The sequence below is a fragment of the Pseudoduganella umbonata genome (assembly GCF_014192225.1).
In the GTDB taxonomy this organism is placed as follows: Bacteria; Pseudomonadota; Gammaproteobacteria; order Burkholderiales; family Burkholderiaceae_D; genus Rugamonas; species Rugamonas umbonata.
Genome location: NZ_JACHXS010000012.1, coordinates 99,847 through 116,601 on the forward strand (window position 1 = coordinate 99,847; position 16,755 = coordinate 116,601).

A 16,755-nucleotide genomic window follows, 5' to 3' on the forward strand; every position below is an offset into this window, starting at 1 on the left:
GTGTTCTAGCCCGGAATCAGCTTCTCCCGCTTCAAGCGCTCGAACAGATCGAAGAACGCTTCCGGCGTGCCCTGGTAGTCGAGGAAGCCGGCCTTGCGGCTCTTCGTCATGTCGGTGATGACTTCCATCGGGCGGCCCAGGTCGGCGTCGGTATGCCACCACGAGGCGAGGCGGGTGACGTCCGCTTCGGCGAGCCCGTGCTGTGCGGCGATCTCGCGCCACAGCGCGGGCGCGTCGTTCATGCGCGACTCCAGCGGGCTGATCTCAACGGGCAGCGGCGCGGCTTCGATGCCGAAGTACTCCGCCAGCCGGGGCCACAGCCACTGCCAGCGGAACACGTCGCCGTTGACGACGTTGAAGTCCTCGTCGGCGCCTGCCGGATCGGTGGCGGCCCACTGCAGGTGCCGCGCCAGCAGGCGTGCATCCGTCATGTCCACCAGGCCTTCCCATTGCTGGCGGCTGCCGGGGAACACGAACGGCTGGCCGGTGTGCCGGCACAGCGCCGCGTAGACGGCCAGCGTCTGCCCCATGTTCATCGCATTGCCGACCGCGAAGCCGATGATCGTGTGCGGGCGGTGCACGCTCCACGTGAAGCCATACTGCCGCGCCGCGTCGAACAGGCGGTCTTCCTGCTCATAGTAGAAGTTCGGCACGTCCTGGCGGCCCTGCTCCTCGCGGAACGGCGTGATCGGTACCGCGCCCTTGCCATAGGCATCGAACGGGCCGAGGTAGTGCTTGAGGCCCGTCACGAGCGCCACGTGGCGCACGCTGCCGGCAGGGCCGACCGCGTCGAGCACGTTCTTCACCATCGCGCCGTTGACGCGGATGTTTTCTTCCTCGTTGGCCTGGCGCGACCACGCGGTAATGAACACATGGCTGGGATCGACGCCGGCCAGCGCCTGCGCCACGTCGGGCGATGTCAGGTCGGCGCTGATCTGCCGCACGCCGGGTACGCCCGGCGTACGGCCGCGCGATACGCCATGCACTTCCCAGCCTTCGGCCAGCAGCCGTTCGGCCAGCGCGCTGCCGACCACGCCGCTGCTGCCGATGATGAGTGCCTTGTTGGTCATGTTTTACTCCATTGATGAACAAAGCAGGACTTTACATGGAATCGCGAAAATCGGCGGTGCGTGCGCGAAGCGCGCGCCGCCAGCAAACCGGTCTTGCTCAGGCGGCAACCGCCTTCACGCCCAGCGCCGGGTCGTCGGTAAAGAACCCGTCCAGCCCCAGCTGCAGGTAGCGCCGCATCTCGGCAATCGAGCCTCCCTCATTGCGCGCATGCTCGCCGGCGCCGTTGCGGAAGTCGGCCGCGATGAAGCGGTTCTCGGGCCGGAAGGTCCACGTTTCAAGCCGCAGTCCGGCCGCGCGGGCATCCGATGCCAGCGGCGTCGGCGCGTCGAGCCGGCCATCCTTCTTCAACGGGATCAGTGCGCGGGTCGGCGGCGAGAACACGTCGGCGTACTGCGCGATGTCGCGCAGGCCGGCTGGCGTCGCCATGTCCGCGTAGGTGAGCGAACCGCCGGCAGCGGCCACGTCGCTCGGCTTCACGGGTCCCACGCCGACCAGCTGCATCAGTCGCAGGTTGGTGCGCTTGCCCAGCTTCTCGCGCAGCATGCGCAGGTTCGCCACTTCGAACGACTGGATCTCGACCGGGGCGCGCCGCGTGTATTCGTGCGCGGCCAGCGTGGCCATGAAACGGTCTTCCAGCGGCAGGCCGGCACGGGCGAAATAGGTGGAATGCTTCAGTTCCGGCACCAGGCCGATCACGCGGCCTGTCGTGGCGGACTGCGCGGCGACGAAGTCGATCACTTCCTCGAACGTCACCACCTGGAACATGCCGTCGTATGCGGCGCTGCCGGGGCGCGATGCCGGGATGCGTTCGATGGCGCGCAGCGTCTTCAGTTCGGCCAGCGTGAAGTCGTCCACGAACCAGCCTTCGTGGGTTTCGCCATCGATCGTCTTGCGCACGCGGCGGCTGGCGAATTCGGGGCGCTGCGCCACGTCGGTCGTCTCGGCCAGGAACGCTTCGTGGCGCGCCACCAGCACGCCATCCTTCGTCGACACCAGGTCGGGTTCGACGAAGTCGGCGCCGTCGGCGATCGCTTTCGCATACGCCGCCAGCGTGTGTTCGGGCCGCAGCGCCGAGGCGCCGCGGTGCGCGAAGACCAGCGGCCGTGCCGGCGTGGCCGCATGCGCGGTGGGCAGCAGCGAACCCGCCAGGCCCGCGGCGGTGGCGGCCGCCGTTGTCGTGGCCGCCGCGATGAAGCCGCGGCGGGAAAGATAACGCTTGCCGATCGTTGTCATTTGAAATCCGCCATCAATGTGAGGAAGCCCTGCCGCGGGGCGATCGGGAAGGTATTGTACGTTTTATCGGCGGCGCCGACGACGACGTTCAGGTCGCCCCGGCGATCGGCCAGGTTCGTCACGTTGACGCGGTAGCGCGCGTTCTTTACCCAGCTGCCGTCGAGGAACGGCAGCTTGCCCGTGACGCCCAGGCCGAGCAGGAAGTAGCTGCTGACCGACAGGTCGTTGGTGTAGGTCGCGTAGCGCTTGCCCACATAATCGCCGCTCAGCTGGAACTCGGTGCCGCCCAGGTTCAGGGACGCGACGAACTTGTTCATCCATTCCGGGCTGCCGGGGATCTTCTTGCCGGCGGTCGGCACGGTGGTGGCGCCGTTCAGGTAGTTGTCCTTGTACTCCGAGCGGTTGTACGAGATCGCGTCGTAGAACGAGAAGGCGCGGCCGAAGTGGAAGGTGCCGGACATGTCGATGCCGTCGATCTTCACGTTGCCCACGTTGGCCAGCACCGGATTGCCGCCGATGATCGACGAGATCACGGGCGTCGGGCTGATCGTCAGCAGGCGGTCCTTGAAATTCACGTGGTAGAGGTTGACCTGGCCATCGAAGCCGGTCAGCGGCCCAATGTCCAGCGAACGGCTGGTGCGCAGGCCCGCTTCGAAGGTGACCGAGGTTTCCGGTTTCGCGGTGGACTTGAACAGGTCGAACGCCGCCTGGCTGGCCAGGCTCCACGGCGAAGCGCCGCCGCCGCCGTACGTAACGAACTGGCGCATGTTCTTCTGGACGTTGACGAAGGCCTGGTCGCTGGCCGTGATGTCCCAGCGCGCGCCCAGCTGCGGCAGGAACCATTTCTTCGTGTCGATATCGCCTTCCGGCAGCGCGGTGGAGCCGCCGGCGATGGCGCCCGCTTTCGGCTGCACCGGCATCATGCCGCGCGCGAACTGCAGGCTGGACTTGAAGCCGCCCTGCAGCACCAGGCCGGGGCGCACGCGCCATTCGTCCTGCAGGTGCAGCTGCACGACCTTGTTGTCGATCTCGCTGCCGTATTGTGTGATCAGCGGGTTTTCCGGCCGGTCGTAGGGCGAGCTGGGGTTGTTCACGTCCAGCGCGTACCAGCGGCGGTAGGCTTGCGATTCGTTCTTCTCGAACCACAGGCCGCCCTGGATCGTATGGTCGCCGATCTCCGTGCGCAGCGTCGACAGCCAGCCGGTGCGGTTGATCCGGTATTCCGTCGTGCGGGTGGCGTAGCCGGAATTGCCGAACACCTGCTTCAGGTTCTGGTTCGGGTAGTAGACGGCGAACAGCGCGGGCAGGCCGGCCACGCCGATCGGGCCGGCGACGACGCCCACGCCATCGTCGTAGTGGTAGTAAAGCTGGTTCGACCAGGTCGTGGTGTCCGACAGGTTCCAGTCGTACTTCACGTAGCCCAGATAATCCTCGCGCTGCGCGTCGCTGTAGTAGTTGCGGTAGTTGTTGCCTTCGGCCGCCGGCGTCGCACCGGTGGGCGACAGGTAGTTCAGCGCCGCCTGGAAGTCGGGGTACAGGAACGGACGGGTGTACGGCTGGTACTGTTCGGTGGCCGAGTGGACGGTGCTGTCCTCGTTCGGCTCGATCTTGTCGCTGTAGTTGAAGAAGACGGTCAGGCGGCCGGCGGCGTTGTCGTTGACGAACTTGGCGTTGACCTGGTCGCCGCCCTGGCGGCCGTGGAAGTCCCATGCGCGGGCTTCGTGGTGCATGGCGGAGACGTAGACGCTGCTGTCGCCGAACTTGCCGCTGTCATATCGCAGGAAGGTACGCGACGTGTCGTGGCTGCCCAGGGTCTGCTGCACGGCGAAGTTGCGCTCGGCCAGCGGGTCCGACGAGAACGTTTCGATGGTGCCGCCCAGGTTGCTGGTGGAGGCGGTCGCCAGGTCGCCCGCGCCGGAGGAGAGCACCACGCCGCGCACGTTCTCCGAGATCACCGCGCGCTGGGGCGACAGGCCGTTGTAGTTGCCGTACTGCTGGTCGCCCAGCGGCACGCCATCCATCGTGTAGCCCAGCTGCTGGCCGGAGAAGCCGTGCACGAACAGCGACAGGTTCTGCTCATTGTTGCCCCACGGGTCGGCCGTCTGGAAGCTGACGCCGGGCAGCGTCTGCAGCGCCTTCAGCGGATTGGTGCCGGGCAGGATCTTCTGGATTTCATCGCCGCGCAGCGCCACCGACGAGCGGGTGCGGCGCGTGGCCACTTCCACCGTCGCCATCGGCCCGGCCGCCGCTGCGGCCGCCTCGCTGTTCGCCTCCACGGCACCGCTTTCCATTGCCGCCACCGCCGTCGCCACCTGCTGTGCCATCGCCAGCGGCGCCAGCGCCAGGCTCGCCACCATGGCGGCCTTGATCTGTTTCTTCATCGTTTGCTCGTCGTTAAGTTAGTTGAAAATGCAACGACGCGGAGCGTAGCGGGACGATGTGACGGCGTGATGACTGCCGCGAAACAATGTTTCCTAAAACCGGGGTCTGACCCCGGTCGCAGGAAATGTTTCCAAAATTCGGGGTCTGACCCCGGTTTCAGGCAATTCCAGGAAACCCCGACTACGTCCCCGGTTTTGGGCAAGTTTTTTAGGCAATAAAAAAGCCCGCCGGGGAGGGCGGGCCTGGGGTGACGCGAAGCAGCTTAGTGCTTGGCTTCGGTCGGGTGGATCAGCGCTTCGGCGGGGGCGTCGCTGGCGAACAGCTGGGCGCAGTCGACGGCGTCGTATTCATAGTGCTTGCCGCAGAAGTCGCAGTTGATGCCCAGCTTGCCCTGTTCGGCCAGCGCGTCTTCGACTTCCGCCTGGCCCAGCATCTTGAGCATGTTGCCGACCTTGTCGCGCGTGCAGCTGCAGTGGAACGACGGGTGGACCGGATCGAACACGCGGATCGTCTCTTCCCAGAACAGGCGCTTTTGCAGCACGTCGATTTCCGTACTGAGCAGTTCCTCTTCCTTCAGCGTGCGGCCCAGCATCACCGCGCGGTTCCAGGTTTCCAGTGCTTCTTCCGGGCTGACGGGATGCGCCTCGGCCTTGCCGCCGTGCAGCGGCAGCTTCTGCAGCAGCAGGCCGCGGGCGACGTTGTCGTCGGCGGCCAGCCACAGTTGCGTGTCCAGCTGCTCGGAGCGCAGCATGTAGTGTTCGATGACGGTGGCCACGTCCTCGCCGTCGAGCGGCACCACGCCCTGGTAGGGCTGCTGGCCCGGCACTTTCTCGGCCGGGTCGAGCGTGATCACGAAGCGGCCCCGGCCGGTCTGGTTCAGCAGGTCCGTCAGGTTCGCGTCGTCGGCGATCTGCGCGTCCTCGTTCAGCTTCGCGGTGGCGCGCATGCGCAGCTGGGAATCGCATTCCACCACCAGCAGGCGTACCGGGCCGTCGCCATGGATCTGCATCACGATGGAACCGTTGAACTTCAGGTTGGCCGACAGCAGGGCGGCGGCGGACACCATCTGCCCCAGCAGCCGCTTGACGGCCACCGGGTACTGGTGGCGGGCCTGGATCTCGCGCCAGGTGGCCGAGATGTCGACCAGCTCGCCGCGCACGGCGGCGTTCTCGAAAATGAATTTTTGCAGCGTATCCTGGGTCATGCGTTATCCAATCTTTTTCAAATTTGTCTTGAACAGCTGCGCGCGCTGCACGTAGCCGTCGGCGTTGCCCCGCAGGCGCGCCACGTCGTCCGCCGTCAGTTCGCGCACGGCCTTGGCCGGGGAACCGATGATCAGCATGTTGTCGGGAAATTCCTTTCCCTCAGTGACGAGCGCGCCGGCACCCACCAGGCAACCCTTGCCGATCTTCGCGCCGTTCAGGATCACGGCCTGGATGCCGACCAGCGCTCCGTCGCCGATCGTGCAGCCGTGCAGCATCGCCTGGTGGCCGATCGTCACGTCGCGGCCAATGGTCAGCGGGTAGCCCATGTCGGTATGCATCACCGTGCCTTCCTGCACGTTGCTGTTCGCGCCGATCGTGATCCGTTCATTGTCGCCGCGCAGCGTGGCACCGAACCATACCGAGCTGTTGGCGTGCAAGGTGACCTTGCCGATCAGCGCAGCGCTGTCCGCCACGAAGGCGGTGGCGTCGATTTCGGGCGCATCGCTGCCCAACTGGTAAATCGTCATGGATGGCCTTGTCCGGGGAAAATATTGGCGACATTTTACGCCCTTGCGCTTCGGGAACCGTGCCGTTCGCCCGCGCGAGGCGAATAAGAACGATCGTGCTAATATAAGTGATTCCCAAACGGAAGGCCCGCATATTGCGCCGGCGCCGTCCATTTCAAGGCCAGACCCATGACACCATCCCGTTCCGACTTCCTGACCGTGCGCGGCCTGCGCACCCATGTCCGCCACTGGGGCCGCGAAGGCGCACCCAAGATCTTCATGCTGCACGGCTGGATGGACGTGGGCGCCTCGTTCCAGTTCGTCGTCGATCACCTGCATGGCGACTGGCATGTCATCGCGCCCGACTGGCGCGGCTTTGGCCTGACCGAGCGCGCCGGCACCGATACCTACTGGTTCCCCGACTACCTGGCCGACCTGGACGCGCTGTTGCGCCACTACCAGCCGGAAGGGCAGGTGAACCTGGTCGGCCACAGCATGGGCGGCAACATCGCGGGCATTTACGCGGGCGTCCGGCCGGAACGGATCCGCCGCTTCGTCAACCTGGAAGGCTTTGGCCTGACGGGTGCGAAGCCGGAAGATGCGCCCGGGCGCTACGCGAAATGGCTGGACGAACTGCTCGACCCGCCGGCGATGAAGGGCTATCCCACGCGGGAGGCCGTGGCGGCACGCCTGCAAAAGACCAATCCGCGCCTGACCGACGAGCGGGCGGCGTTCCTGGCGCGGCACTGGTCGGCGCAGAACGCGGCCGGCGAATGGGAAATCCTGGGCGACCCGGTGCACAAGCAGGCCAGCCCGCTGCCGTATCACGCCGAGGACATCATGGCCTGCTGGCGCCGCATCACCGCGCCGGTGCTGTGGGTGGAAGCGGCGGATACCAATATGTGGCTGTGGCTGGGCGGGAAGGAGGAAGGCCGTCGCGAGGTCGACCGCAGGATGGCGCATATCGCCGACATCACGCCGAAGATGGTGCCGGACGCCGGCCACATGCTGCACCATGACCAGCCGGCAATGCTGGCGGCCATGATCGTTCAGTTCCTGGCATAGATGTAAGCCTGGCCCTGCAAGGCTGACCCCATGCGACTGCCCCCGCACTCCGCATCATTCCGCGCATAAATGGCCGCTTGCGGCGCCGCAAGGCAGGCGGCGGTACAATGACAGTTCGTTACCGCTTCCTATTCCCATGCTGAAAGTCGACCTGCACTGCCATTCCAACGTTTCCGACGGCGTCCTCACGCCTGCCGCCGTGGCGCAGCATGCCCGCAAGGCCGGCGTGGACGCATGGGCCCTGACCGATCACGATGAGGTGGGCGGTATCGCGGCCGCGCGCATCGCGGCCCACGATCTCGGCATGCGTTTCGTGGCCGGCGTGGAAATCTCGATCACATGGAGCGGCGAAACGGTGCACATCGTGGGGCTGAACATCGACGAGAACAATGCGGCGCTGCTGCGCGGCCTGGCCGCCACGCGCGAAGGGCGCGACGCGCGCGGCCGCGAGATCGGCGAGCAGCTGGCCAAGGCCGGCATTCCCGGCGCCTATGAGGGCGCGCTGGAATTCGTCGACAATCCGGCGCTGATGTCGCGCACCCACTTCGCCCGCTTCCTGGTGCAGCAGGGTTATTGCGCCAATACCCCGGAAGTGTTTCGCAAATACCTGTCCGAAGGCAAGCCCGGCTATGTGCCGCACCGCTGGGCCAGCCTGGAAGACGCCGTCGGCTGGATCCATGGCGCCGGCGGCACGGCCGTCATCGCCCACCCTGGCCGCTACCGTTTCACCCAGCTGCAGCAGGGTGTGCTGTTCGACGAATTCAAGGAACTGGGCGGTGCCGCGATCGAGGTGGTGACCGGCAGCCATACGCCGGACCAGTACCCGGTCTATGCGCAGCTGGCCAATGCCTACGGCTTCCTGGCTTCGCGCGGCACCGATTTCCACGCGCCCGGCGAGGCCCGGGTGGACTTCGCCGCGCTGCCGCCGCTGCCTGCCAGCGTGACGCCGGTCTGGCACGACTGGTTCTGACGGCGGCCCGGCCGGCAACGCTTCCGGCCGCGATGCTTCCTGCCGCAATGCTTCCTGCCAAACGATCGGCACCGGGCCGCCGCGCCGCCAGGCCACCACGCCCGCCGCAATACCCTTGTAATCTTATGGTTATAGCCTTATATGACCCCACGGATCACATCCGGAGAACCCATTCATGAAACGCATTGTCCTGTTTATCGCCACCAACCTCGCCGTGATGTTGGTGTTGTCCATCGTGCTCTCGCTGCTCGGTATCGGCCGGCCCGGGGCGGGCGGGCAACTGGAGATCGGCGGGCTGCTGGCGTTTTCGCTGGTGGTCGGCTTTACCGGTTCGATCATTTCGCTGCTGATTTCCAAGCCGATGGCGAAGTGGACCACCGGCGCGCGCGTGATCGACGCGCCGCAGAACTCCACCGAGCAGTGGCTGCTGTCCACCGTGCAGGGCCTGGCCCAGCGCGCCGGCATCGGCATGCCGGAAGTGGCCGTGTATGACGGCGAGCCGAATGCCTTTGCCACCGGCGCGTTCAAGAACTCGGCGCTGGTGGCCGTGTCCACCGGCCTGCTGCAATCGATGAACCGCGAGGAAGTCGAAGCGGTGCTGGGCCACGAGGTGGCGCACATCGCCAATGGCGACATGATCACGCTGACGCTGATCCAGGGCGTGGTCAATACCTTCGTGGTGTTCTTTGCCCGCATCGTCGGCTTCTTCGTCGACAAGGTCCTGCTGCGCAACGAGGGCGGTCGCGGTGTCGGCTACATGGCCACCGTGTTCGTCTGCGAGATCGTGTTCGGCCTGCTGGCCTCGATCATCGTGGCCTGGTTCTCGCGCAAGCGCGAATTCCGTGCCGATGCCGGCTCGGCGCGCCTGCTGGGCAGCTCCGCGCCGATGCAGAACGCGCTGGCCCGCCTGGGCGGCATGGAGCCGGGCGCGCTGCCGCAGAACATGGCCGCTTCCGGCATCTCGGGCGGCGGCGGCTGGTCGGCGCTGTTCTCCACCCACCCGCCGTTCGAGGAACGCATCGCGGCATTGCAGGCGCTTCGCGCATAACCCATGAGTCAATTCTTCGAGATCCATCCGGTCAACCCGCAGGGCCGCCTGATCAAGCAGGCGGCGCAGATCATCCACGGCGGCGGCGTCGTGGCCGTGCCCACCGACTCGTGCTATGCGCTGGTCTGCCACCTGGACGACAAGACGGCGGTCGAGCGCCTGCGCCGCATCCGCGGCATCGACGAAAAGCACCACCTGGCGCTGCTGTGCCGCGACCTGTCCGAGATCGGCGTCTACGCGCGGGTCGACAACCGGCAGTTCCGGCTGCTGAAGGCGGCCACGCCGGGACCGTTTACATTCATCCTGGAAGCCACGCGCGAAGTGCCGCGCCGGCTGTCGCACCCGTCGCGCAAGACGATCGGCCTGCGCGTGCCGGAAACGCCGATCGTCGAGGCGCTGATGGCCGAACTGGGCCAGCCGCTGATCTCGTCGACGCTGATCCTGCCCGGCGAAACCGAGCCGCTCAACGATCCCGAGGAAATCAATGCCCGTATCGGCAAGCAGCTGGACCTGATCGTCGACGGTGGCGCCTGCAGCATGGAAATGACGACCGTCGTCGACCTGACCGGCAGCGAGCCGGAACTGGTGCGCCTGGGCCGCGGCGATCCTGCCGTGGTCGGCCTGTGAAAGCCCGCCGGTGAATCCGGTGCCGGCCGGGCCCCGGCCGGTGTCTTTGCCTTTCTTTACTTCCCTCCTCCTTTCGACCCGCCGGGCCTGCGATTGCAGTCTGGTAAAATTTTGCCCATGAGTGAATTCAGCCAAGCCATCCAGACCGTCGCCGTCTATGCGATTCCCGTCCTGTTCGCGATTTCGCTGCACGAGGCGGCCCATGGTTACGTGGCGCGGTATTTCGGCGACCCGACCGCGCACCAGCTGGGGCGCCTGTCGGTGAACCCCACCCGGCACATCGATCCGTTCGGCACGATCATCCTGCCGCTGATCCTGTACCTGACGATCCACATGCCGTTCGGCTACGCCAAGCCGGTGCCGGTCGACTACAGCCGGCTGCGCAATCCGAAAAAGCAGATGGGCTTCGTGGCGGCCGCCGGCCCGATGGCGAACCTGGCGATGGGGCTGGCCTGGATGATCTGGCTGGTGCTGATGCGCGGCATGGGCGTCTCCGAACCGTTCCTCGTCAAGATGGCGATCGCCGGCGTCAACGTGAACGCGATCATGTGCGTGTTCAACCTGCTGCCGATCCCGCCGCTCGACGGCGGCCGCATCCTGACCGCATTGCTGCCGAACGAGCTGGCGCGGCGCTATGCCAGGATCGAGCTGTACACCCCGTATATCTTCATCGGCTTGCTGGTGGCGATGTATTTCAACCTGCTGACGCCGCTGCTGACGGGCATGGTCAGCGTGTTCATTGAATTGCTGGCCTTGCTGGTGCTGCCGCTGCAGCTGCTGCTCAGCATGTAATGGATCGGCCGGCGGCGCGTGATGTGCGCGCGGCCGCGGGATCGAGTTTTCCCTGACTGTAATGAAGGAACAGATGAACGACGTGGTTTCTCCCTGGGTGCAGCGCTTTGCACCATTGATTCCCGGCGGCGAGGTGCTGGACCTCGCATGCGGCAACGGCCGTCATTCGCGCCACCTGGTTACCCTTGGACATGCGGTGATCGCCGTCGACCGCCGGCCCGATGCGCTGGCCGCCACGGCCGGCCCTGGCATCGTCACCAGCGATATCGACCTGGAAGTCGACGGTGCGCCGTGGCCGTTCGGCCCGCACCGGTTTGCCGGTATCGTCGTCACCAATTACCTGCATCGCCCGCTGCTGGCCGACATGGTCGGCAGCCTGGCGGCCAATGGCGTGCTGATCTATGAAACGTTCGCCGACGGCAACGCGGCATTCGGCAAGCCCAGCAATCCCGATTTCCTGCTGAAGCCCGGCGAACTGCTGGACCTGGCCCGGCAGCAGGGCTTGCGTGTCATCGCGTTCGAGGACGGCATCGTTAATGAAGAGGGCCCGTCGGGTGCCACGCGGGCCATGGTGCAGCGGCTCTGCGCGGTCAAGACCGAGTTCCCGCGGGAAGCCGCGCTGCTGGGCCGTATCGGGAGTTGATACCGCCGCGAAATACCCCACGGGCGCAGGGTATCGTCTACAATCGACGTTTTCAATCTATTTGCAATTGGTTCAATATATGATTAAGGGCAGCATTGTTGCAATCGTGACGCCGATGCACGCGGATGGCAGTCTGGACTATGACAGCCTGAACCGCCTGATCGATTGGCATATTGCCGAGGGCACGGATGGCATCGTCATCGTCGGTACGACTGGCGAATCCGCTACCGTGACGGTGGCTGAACACTGTGCACTGATCAAGGCTTGCGTGGACCGCGTTGCCGGCCGCATCCCCGTGATCGCCGGCAGCGGTGGCAATTCGACCGCCGAAGCCATCGTGCTGACCCGCTATGCCAAGGAAGCCGGTGCAGATGCAACGTTGCAGGTAGTGCCCTACTATAATCGGCCGACCCAGGAAGGCATGTACCAGCACTTCAAGGCCATCGCCGAAGCGGTGGACCTGCCGGTGATCCTGTACAACGTGCCCGGTCGTACGGTGGCGGACATGGCGAACGAAACGGTGGTGCGCCTGGCGTCCATCGAGAACATCATCGGCATCAAGGATGCCACCGGCAATATCGGCCGCGGTCTCGACCTGCTGCGCCTGCTGAGCGCGGTGCCGAAGGAGTTCGCCGTGTACTCCGGCGACGATCCGACCGCGATGGCGCTGATGCTGGCCGGCGGCAAGGGTAATATTTCCGTGACGGCCAACGTGGCACCCCGTGCGATGGCCGAAATGTGCGCGGCTGCAATGTCGGGCGACATTGCCCGCGCCATCGAGATCAACAACAAGGTTTTCCCCCTGCACCAGAAACTGTTCGTCGAGCCGAACCCGGTTCCCGCCAAGTGGGCGTTGGCGGAAATGGGCAAGATGCCGGCCGGCATCCGCCTGCCGCTGGTTCCGCTCGCCTCCGAATTCCACCAGCCGGTACGCGCCGCGCTGGTCGAAGCCGGCGTGCTGGCATAAGCCGGCGTGCTTACATAAATACGGAGTGCGGCGGCGCCCGTTTCCGGCGCCGCCGCGACGATCATCCAGCTGGTTTCTTCAGCTTTTATCTCTGTCATCACATGATCAAGAAAGCTTCCCTTACTCCGCAAAGCGGCCTCGCGCTTGGCGTCCTGATGCTCAGCCTGACCGGCTGCGGCATGGTTGAATCCGTGGTCGGCAAGACCACGGTGGACTACAAGACGGCCAAGAAAGCCAGCGCGCTGGACGTGCCGCCGGACCTTACGCAGTTGCAGAAGGATAATCGTTACGCGCTGCCGGACAGCGGCAGCGGTGTCGCCACCGCGTCGGGCTACGCGGCGCAGCGCGCCAGCATGGCCGGTGGCGGCGGCACGCTGGCCGCGCCGGCAGCAGCCGTCGGCAGCAATGAAGTTGCCAGCGCAGGCAACGACAAGGTGCGCGTGGTGCGGGCCGGTAACCAGCGCTGGCTGGTCGTCAAGGCTTCTCCGGACGTGCTGTGGCCGCAGCTGAAGTCGTTCTGGGAAGACGCCGGCTTCACGCTGTCGCTCGACAACGCGACTGCCGGCGTGATGGAAACCGAGTGGAACGAGAACCGCGCGAAGATCCCGCAGGACATCATTCGCCGTACCATCGGCAAGGTATTCGACTCGGCCTACTCCACCGGCGAACGCGACAAATACCGCACCCGCGTCGAACGCAATGCCGACGGCACCACCGAGATCTACATCAGCCACCGCGGCGCGGAAGAAATCGCCCAGGGGCCTGAGAAGGAAATCGTGACGTGGACGCCGCGTCCGTCCGACCCGAACCTGGAAGCGCTGTTCCTCGCACGCCTGCTGACCAAGCTGGGCGGTACCGAGGAAACGGCGGCCCGCACGGCCGTCGACAACGCGATCGTGCAGCCGCTGCACGCGTTCCTGAAAGGCGAGGGCGCCAACCGCTACGTGGAAACCGACGAAGGCTTCGACCGCTCCTGGCGCCGCGTGGGCCTGGCGCTGGACCGCGCCGGCTTCACCGTCGAAGACCGCGACCGCGTGCAGGGTATCTACTACGTGCGCTACGTGGCCGACCAGACCGAGAAGAAAGGCTTCTTCGGCCGCCTGTTCAACTGGGGTTCGTCGGACGCCGACAAGGAAGCGCAGCGCTACCGTATCGTCGTCAAGGCAGCCGCGACCGGCAATACCAGCCAGGTCACCGTGCAGAACAACAAGGGCGAGGCGGACGCGTCGCCGACCGCCGAGAAGATCCTGACCTTGCTGCAGGAAGAGCTGAAGTAACCGGCGTCCTGCACGCTCCAGAAAACCGGCCGCATGGCCGGTTTTTTTTCAGCCTGCGCCCGACCCGGCCAGCCAGGCCCGGTAGTACTCGACGAAGGCGCGCACCTTGCGCGATACGTGCCGTCCCGGCGGGAACACGGCGTAGGTGCCGCCGGATGGCAATGTCCACCCGGGCAGCAGCCGGACCAGCGTGCCGTCGGCCAGGTCGCGCCGAACGCTGTACTCGTCGAGGATCGAAATGCCGGCGCCGTCCAGTACCAGGGCGCGCAGCGCACCGGCCGAATCGGTGCGGATGCGGGCGCGCAGCTGTACTGTCCGGTTCGCGCCATCGGGGCCGGCGAACGTCCATTTCAGCGGGGCTGGCAGGCGTGTCAGCGCAATCCAGTCCAGCGGCACCAGTTCTTCCGGCGTGCGTGGCGCGCCCGCCTGCGCCAGGTAGCGGGGCGATGCTACCGCGTACTGGCCGAAATCCCCCAGCTTGACCGCCCGCAGCGACGAATCGCGCAGCCAGCCCATCCGGATCGCGACATCGATGCCTTCGCCGACCAGGTCGGCGATGCGGTCGCCCGTCTGCAGTTCGATCGCCAGCGCCGGATGGAGGGCGGCAAAGCGCGCCAGCGCCGGTGCGACGAAACTGGCGCCGAAGTCGGTCGGCGCGGTGACGCGCAGGCTGCCCGTCAGCGCAGAGGACGATGCGTGCACGTCGTCGACCGCGGCACGCAGTTGCAGCAGCAGGGGCGCGCACTCTTCGTGCAATGCCCGGCCGGCTTCGGTGGGCACCACGCGGCGGGTGGTCCGCGTGAACAGCGCGGTGCCGAGCCGCGCTTCCAGCCGCGCGACTTCCAGGCTGACCTTGGCTGGTGCGACCCCGAGCCGCAGGGCTGCCTTCGAAAAGCCGCCGGTATCGACCACGGCGGTGAATACGACCAGGTCGTTGAGGTCGATGTGTCCGGGCAATGCCATCTGATTATTTAGAATTCCTGATGAATGAATTATGAACTCGTCCGTTTATCAGGGCAATGGCGGGGAGCATGATGGCTTTGTTGCCCAACCACTCAAAGGAATACGATGAAAATCGCATTGATCGGCGCTACCGGATACATCGGCTCGCGCCTGCTGGACGAAGCCGCCAGCCGCGGCCACGACGTGAAAGCCCTCGTTTCGCGCCCCGAGAACGTGACGCCGAAGGCGGGCGTGCAGGCCGTGCGCGTGGACGTGCAGGACCGAGACGCGCTGGCGGCACAACTTGCCGGACTGGATGCCGTCATCAGCGCCTTCAGCGGCCACGCCCAGCCGGACGTGCACGATTATTATGTGCGCGGCATCGAATCGATCGTCGCTGCCACGAAGGCGGCAGGTGTGCCCCGTTTGCTGGTCGTTGGCGGTGCCGGCAGCCTGGAAGTGGCGCCAGGGGTGCAACTGGTCGATACGCCGGCATTCCCGGCGCAGTGGAAAGCCACGGCCGAAGGCGCGCGCGATGCGCTGCGCCTGCTGCGTTCGGAAAAACAGCTCGACTGGACAATGCTGAGCCCGGCCGCCCATATCGAACCGGGCAGCCGCACCGGCGTCTTCCGCCTGGGGGGCGATGGCCTGCTGACCGACGCGGCGGGGAACAGTCATATCTCGCTGGAGGATTACGCGCTGGCGATGATCGACGAGCTGGAGCGGCCGGCGCACTCGCGGGCGCGCTTTACGGCCGCCTACTGACGAGGCGAACGCGGCCTTTGCTGGAAAGCGGCTTATTCAAAGGCGGCCCCAAAAAAACAAAACCGCCCGAAAGGGCGGTTGAGCAGGGTGCCGTCCGAAGACGGCAGCCGAAAAGCTATTACTTGGCAGCAGCAGCGGCCGAAGCGGCTTCCGAAGCGGCCGAAGCAGCAGCGGATGCAGCAGCAGCAGCGTCCGAAGCGGCAGCAGCAGCGTCAGCGGCCGGAGCAGCAGCAGCGTCAGCAGCCGGAGCAACGGTAGCGTCAGCAGCCGGAGCGACTGGTGCGGTTGCGTCAGCAGCAGGAGCGGTTGCTTCAGCAGCAGGAGCGGCAGGCGCTTCTTCTTTCTTCGAGCAAGCAGCCAGGGCAACAGCCAGCAGGGAGGCGATCAGCAGGGATTTTTTCATTTGTTTTCCTTAATTAGTACACTAATTGATGACAGTTGCGATGAATAATTACCGGTAATTATCGCTCACTAGGGCGTTTCGTGGTCATTCGGACCATATGGTGCCCCAGACAACGGAAACTTCCTAACAGAATATTATAGCGAATTTAAATGAGTCGCAATAGCAACACAGGCCACTTTCGCAACTTTTTCGTACGTACAATATTGCTACTAAGTCTAGTATTCGCGAGCTGACCGGCTCTTACCAGCACAACAAACCAAACTGCCTGCAAAGCATGTCGATCGCCGCAGATGGAACACTGCAGATAAAACACTGCACATGGAACACTGCAGATCGATCATGCATCGGCGAGGCGGATTGGGCTGCAAGTGCCCAACCATGCCCTACAAACCAGTCACACCGGCTTGCAGGCCCGGCCGGGTTTCAGCCCAGATAGATTGATAACGCTCGAGTAGCGATTGGGTTGACGAAGGCGCATGAAAAATTGCTTCGCCACGGAAATGGTCGCAGTGGAAGCGGCGTACCAGGTGATGCGAGTCGCCGATGCAGAATGAATCCGTCAGGTGGCCGATCGAACCATTGGTGAGCCGGCATTCCACAAGGTGGCTGTAATCCTGCAGGAGGCGCAGGAAACGCGGCGCATCCCGTTCCAGCCGCGCATTGCTGTGGGCGACCAGTTTCAGTCGCCCGCCATGGCGCAGGAATGCACGCAGCAGCGCATCGTTGCCGATGCTGCCCAGTTCCCACCAGCCGAAATCGGGATCGAACATCGCCAGTGTCATGCGGGAGCGGGACAGGCAGTCCTCCAGCCGCGCCTGGAACCCGGCGCGGGTATCGAATCTGTCGCTGTCCATCGCGC

The 16,755-nt window shown here is 65.3% G+C and carries 17 protein-coding genes; 9 read left to right on the top strand and 8 right to left on the bottom strand.

Annotated features, from left to right (window positions below; genetic code table 11):
* Positions 1-5 precede the first annotated feature (5 nt).
* The 5 genes from FHS02_RS25530 to FHS02_RS25550 all read right to left on the bottom strand — a co-directional run bounded on the left by FHS02_RS25530 (position 6) and on the right by FHS02_RS25550 (position 6,418).
* Positions 6-1,070 (bottom strand): SDR family oxidoreductase, encoded by a 1,065-nt coding sequence (locus FHS02_RS25530; protein WP_137314188.1) that lies wholly within the window; start codon positions 1,068-1,070, stop codon positions 6-8.
* A 97-nt stretch (positions 1,071-1,167) separates the two neighbouring features.
* On the bottom strand, positions 1,168-2,304 hold the full coding sequence (locus tag FHS02_RS25535) for a glycerophosphodiester phosphodiesterase (protein ID WP_137314187.1): 1,137 nt from the start codon (positions 2,302-2,304) through the stop codon (positions 1,168-1,170).
* Entirely contained in the window at positions 2,301-4,685 is a 2,385-nt protein-coding gene (locus tag FHS02_RS25540; protein ID WP_137314186.1) for a TonB-dependent receptor, read from the bottom strand. Before FHS02_RS25540 ends, FHS02_RS25535 begins: the two co-directional genes overlap by 4 nt.
* Positions 4,686-4,948: 263 nt before the next feature.
* Positions 4,949-5,890 carry an Hsp33 family molecular chaperone HslO gene (gene hslO, locus FHS02_RS25545; protein WP_137314185.1) on the bottom strand — a complete coding sequence of 314 codons (942 nt, stop codon included), beginning with the start codon at positions 5,888-5,890 and terminating at the stop codon, positions 4,949-4,951.
* Positions 5,891-5,893: 3 nt separating this feature from the next.
* Positions 5,894-6,418, bottom strand: coding sequence for a gamma carbonic anhydrase family protein (locus FHS02_RS25550; protein WP_137314184.1), 525 nt, complete (start codon positions 6,416-6,418; stop codon positions 5,894-5,896).
* 168 nt (positions 6,419-6,586) lie between these two features.
* Here FHS02_RS25550 and FHS02_RS25555 point away from each other — a divergent pair, with 168 nt between their 5' ends.
* The 8 genes from FHS02_RS25555 (at position 6,587) to bamC (ending at position 13,786) form a co-directional block, all read left to right on the top strand.
* Positions 6,587-7,462, top strand: coding sequence for an alpha/beta fold hydrolase (locus FHS02_RS25555; RefSeq protein WP_137314183.1), 876 nt, complete (start codon positions 6,587-6,589; stop codon positions 7,460-7,462).
* Positions 7,463-7,598: 136 nt separating this feature from the next.
* On the top strand, positions 7,599-8,432 hold the full coding sequence (locus tag FHS02_RS25560) for a 3',5'-nucleoside bisphosphate phosphatase (RefSeq protein ID WP_137314182.1): 834 nt from the start codon (positions 7,599-7,601) through the stop codon (positions 8,430-8,432).
* A 175-nt stretch (positions 8,433-8,607) separates the two neighbouring features.
* Entirely contained in the window at positions 8,608-9,480 is an 873-nt protein-coding gene (gene htpX, locus FHS02_RS25565; RefSeq protein WP_137314181.1) for a protease HtpX, read from the top strand.
* A gap of 3 nt (positions 9,481-9,483) precedes the next feature.
* Positions 9,484-10,107 carry an L-threonylcarbamoyladenylate synthase gene (locus FHS02_RS25570; protein ID WP_137314180.1) on the top strand — a complete coding sequence of 208 codons (624 nt, stop codon included), beginning with the start codon at positions 9,484-9,486 and terminating at the stop codon, positions 10,105-10,107.
* Positions 10,108-10,224: 117 nt separating this feature from the next.
* Entirely contained in the window at positions 10,225-10,899 is a 675-nt protein-coding gene (locus FHS02_RS25575) for a site-2 protease family protein (protein WP_137314179.1), read from the top strand.
* Between the two features lie 73 nt (positions 10,900-10,972).
* Positions 10,973-11,542: a class I SAM-dependent methyltransferase gene (locus FHS02_RS25580; protein ID WP_183444270.1), complete on the top strand. Its 570-nt coding sequence runs from the start codon at positions 10,973-10,975 to the stop codon at positions 11,540-11,542.
* 79 nt (positions 11,543-11,621) lie between these two features.
* Positions 11,622-12,509, top strand: a complete 888-nt coding sequence (dapA, locus tag FHS02_RS25585; RefSeq protein ID WP_137314177.1) for a 4-hydroxy-tetrahydrodipicolinate synthase — start codon at positions 11,622-11,624, stop codon at positions 12,507-12,509.
* A 155-nt stretch (positions 12,510-12,664) separates the two neighbouring features.
* On the top strand, positions 12,665-13,786 hold the full coding sequence (gene bamC, locus FHS02_RS25590) for an NlpB/DapX family lipoprotein (protein WP_137314176.1): 1,122 nt from the start codon (positions 12,665-12,667) through the stop codon (positions 13,784-13,786).
* A gap of 48 nt (positions 13,787-13,834) precedes the next feature.
* Here bamC and FHS02_RS25595 read toward each other — a convergent pair whose 3' ends face one another.
* Positions 13,835-14,749: a LysR family transcriptional regulator gene (locus tag FHS02_RS25595; RefSeq protein WP_175424814.1), complete on the bottom strand. Its 915-nt coding sequence runs from the start codon at positions 14,747-14,749 to the stop codon at positions 13,835-13,837.
* Positions 14,750-14,854: 105 nt separating this feature from the next.
* On the opposite strand from FHS02_RS25595, the gene FHS02_RS25600 reads away from it, so the two are divergent.
* Complete coding sequence (locus FHS02_RS25600; protein ID WP_137314175.1) at positions 14,855-15,493, top strand: NAD(P)-dependent oxidoreductase; 639 nt, start codon at positions 14,855-14,857, stop codon at positions 15,491-15,493.
* Positions 15,494-15,611: 118 nt separating this feature from the next.
* Here FHS02_RS25600 and FHS02_RS25605 read toward each other — a convergent pair whose 3' ends face one another.
* The gene (locus FHS02_RS25605) at positions 15,612-15,896 is read right to left on the bottom strand and encodes a hypothetical protein (protein WP_137314174.1); all 285 of its coding nucleotides are present in this window, start codon (positions 15,894-15,896) and stop codon (positions 15,612-15,614) included.
* Between the two features lie 383 nt (positions 15,897-16,279).
* Positions 16,280-16,750: a DUF7931 domain-containing protein gene (locus tag FHS02_RS25610; RefSeq protein ID WP_137314173.1), complete on the bottom strand. Its 471-nt coding sequence runs from the start codon at positions 16,748-16,750 to the stop codon at positions 16,280-16,282.
* Between the last annotated feature and the right edge of the window lie 5 nt (positions 16,751-16,755).

Bases quoted from the DNA above. Each gene is read 5' to 3' on its own strand.
- FHS02_RS25530 (WP_137314188.1), bottom strand. From the start codon at position 1,070: ATGACCAACAAGGCACTCATCATCGGCAGCAGCGGCGTGGTCGGCAGC.
- FHS02_RS25535 (WP_137314187.1), bottom strand. From the start codon at position 2,304: ATGACAACGATCGGCAAGCGTTATCTTTCCCGCCGCGGCTTCATCGCG.
- FHS02_RS25540 (WP_137314186.1), bottom strand. From the start codon at position 4,685: ATGAAGAAACAGATCAAGGCCGCCATGGTGGCGAGCCTGGCGCTGGCG.
- hslO (WP_137314185.1), bottom strand. From the start codon at position 5,890: ATGACCCAGGATACGCTGCAAAAATTCATTTTCGAGAACGCCGCCGTG.
- FHS02_RS25550 (WP_137314184.1), bottom strand. From the start codon at position 6,418: ATGACGATTTACCAGTTGGGCAGCGATGCGCCCGAAATCGACGCCACC.
- FHS02_RS25555 (WP_137314183.1), top strand. From the start codon at position 6,587: ATGACACCATCCCGTTCCGACTTCCTGACCGTGCGCGGCCTGCGCACC.
- FHS02_RS25560 (WP_137314182.1), top strand. From the start codon at position 7,599: ATGCTGAAAGTCGACCTGCACTGCCATTCCAACGTTTCCGACGGCGTC.
- htpX (WP_137314181.1), top strand. From the start codon at position 8,608: ATGAAACGCATTGTCCTGTTTATCGCCACCAACCTCGCCGTGATGTTG.
- FHS02_RS25570 (WP_137314180.1), top strand. From the start codon at position 9,484: ATGAGTCAATTCTTCGAGATCCATCCGGTCAACCCGCAGGGCCGCCTG.
- FHS02_RS25575 (WP_137314179.1), top strand. From the start codon at position 10,225: ATGAGTGAATTCAGCCAAGCCATCCAGACCGTCGCCGTCTATGCGATT.
- FHS02_RS25580 (WP_183444270.1), top strand. From the start codon at position 10,973: ATGAACGACGTGGTTTCTCCCTGGGTGCAGCGCTTTGCACCATTGATT.
- dapA (WP_137314177.1), top strand. From the start codon at position 11,622: ATGATTAAGGGCAGCATTGTTGCAATCGTGACGCCGATGCACGCGGAT.
- bamC (WP_137314176.1), top strand. From the start codon at position 12,665: ATGCTCAGCCTGACCGGCTGCGGCATGGTTGAATCCGTGGTCGGCAAG.
- FHS02_RS25595 (WP_175424814.1), bottom strand. From the start codon at position 14,749: ATGGCATTGCCCGGACACATCGACCTCAACGACCTGGTCGTATTCACC.
- FHS02_RS25600 (WP_137314175.1), top strand. From the start codon at position 14,855: ATGAAAATCGCATTGATCGGCGCTACCGGATACATCGGCTCGCGCCTG.
- FHS02_RS25605 (WP_137314174.1), bottom strand. From the start codon at position 15,896: ATGAAAAAATCCCTGCTGATCGCCTCCCTGCTGGCTGTTGCCCTGGCT.
- FHS02_RS25610 (WP_137314173.1), bottom strand. From the start codon at position 16,750: ATGGACAGCGACAGATTCGATACCCGCGCCGGGTTCCAGGCGCGGCTG.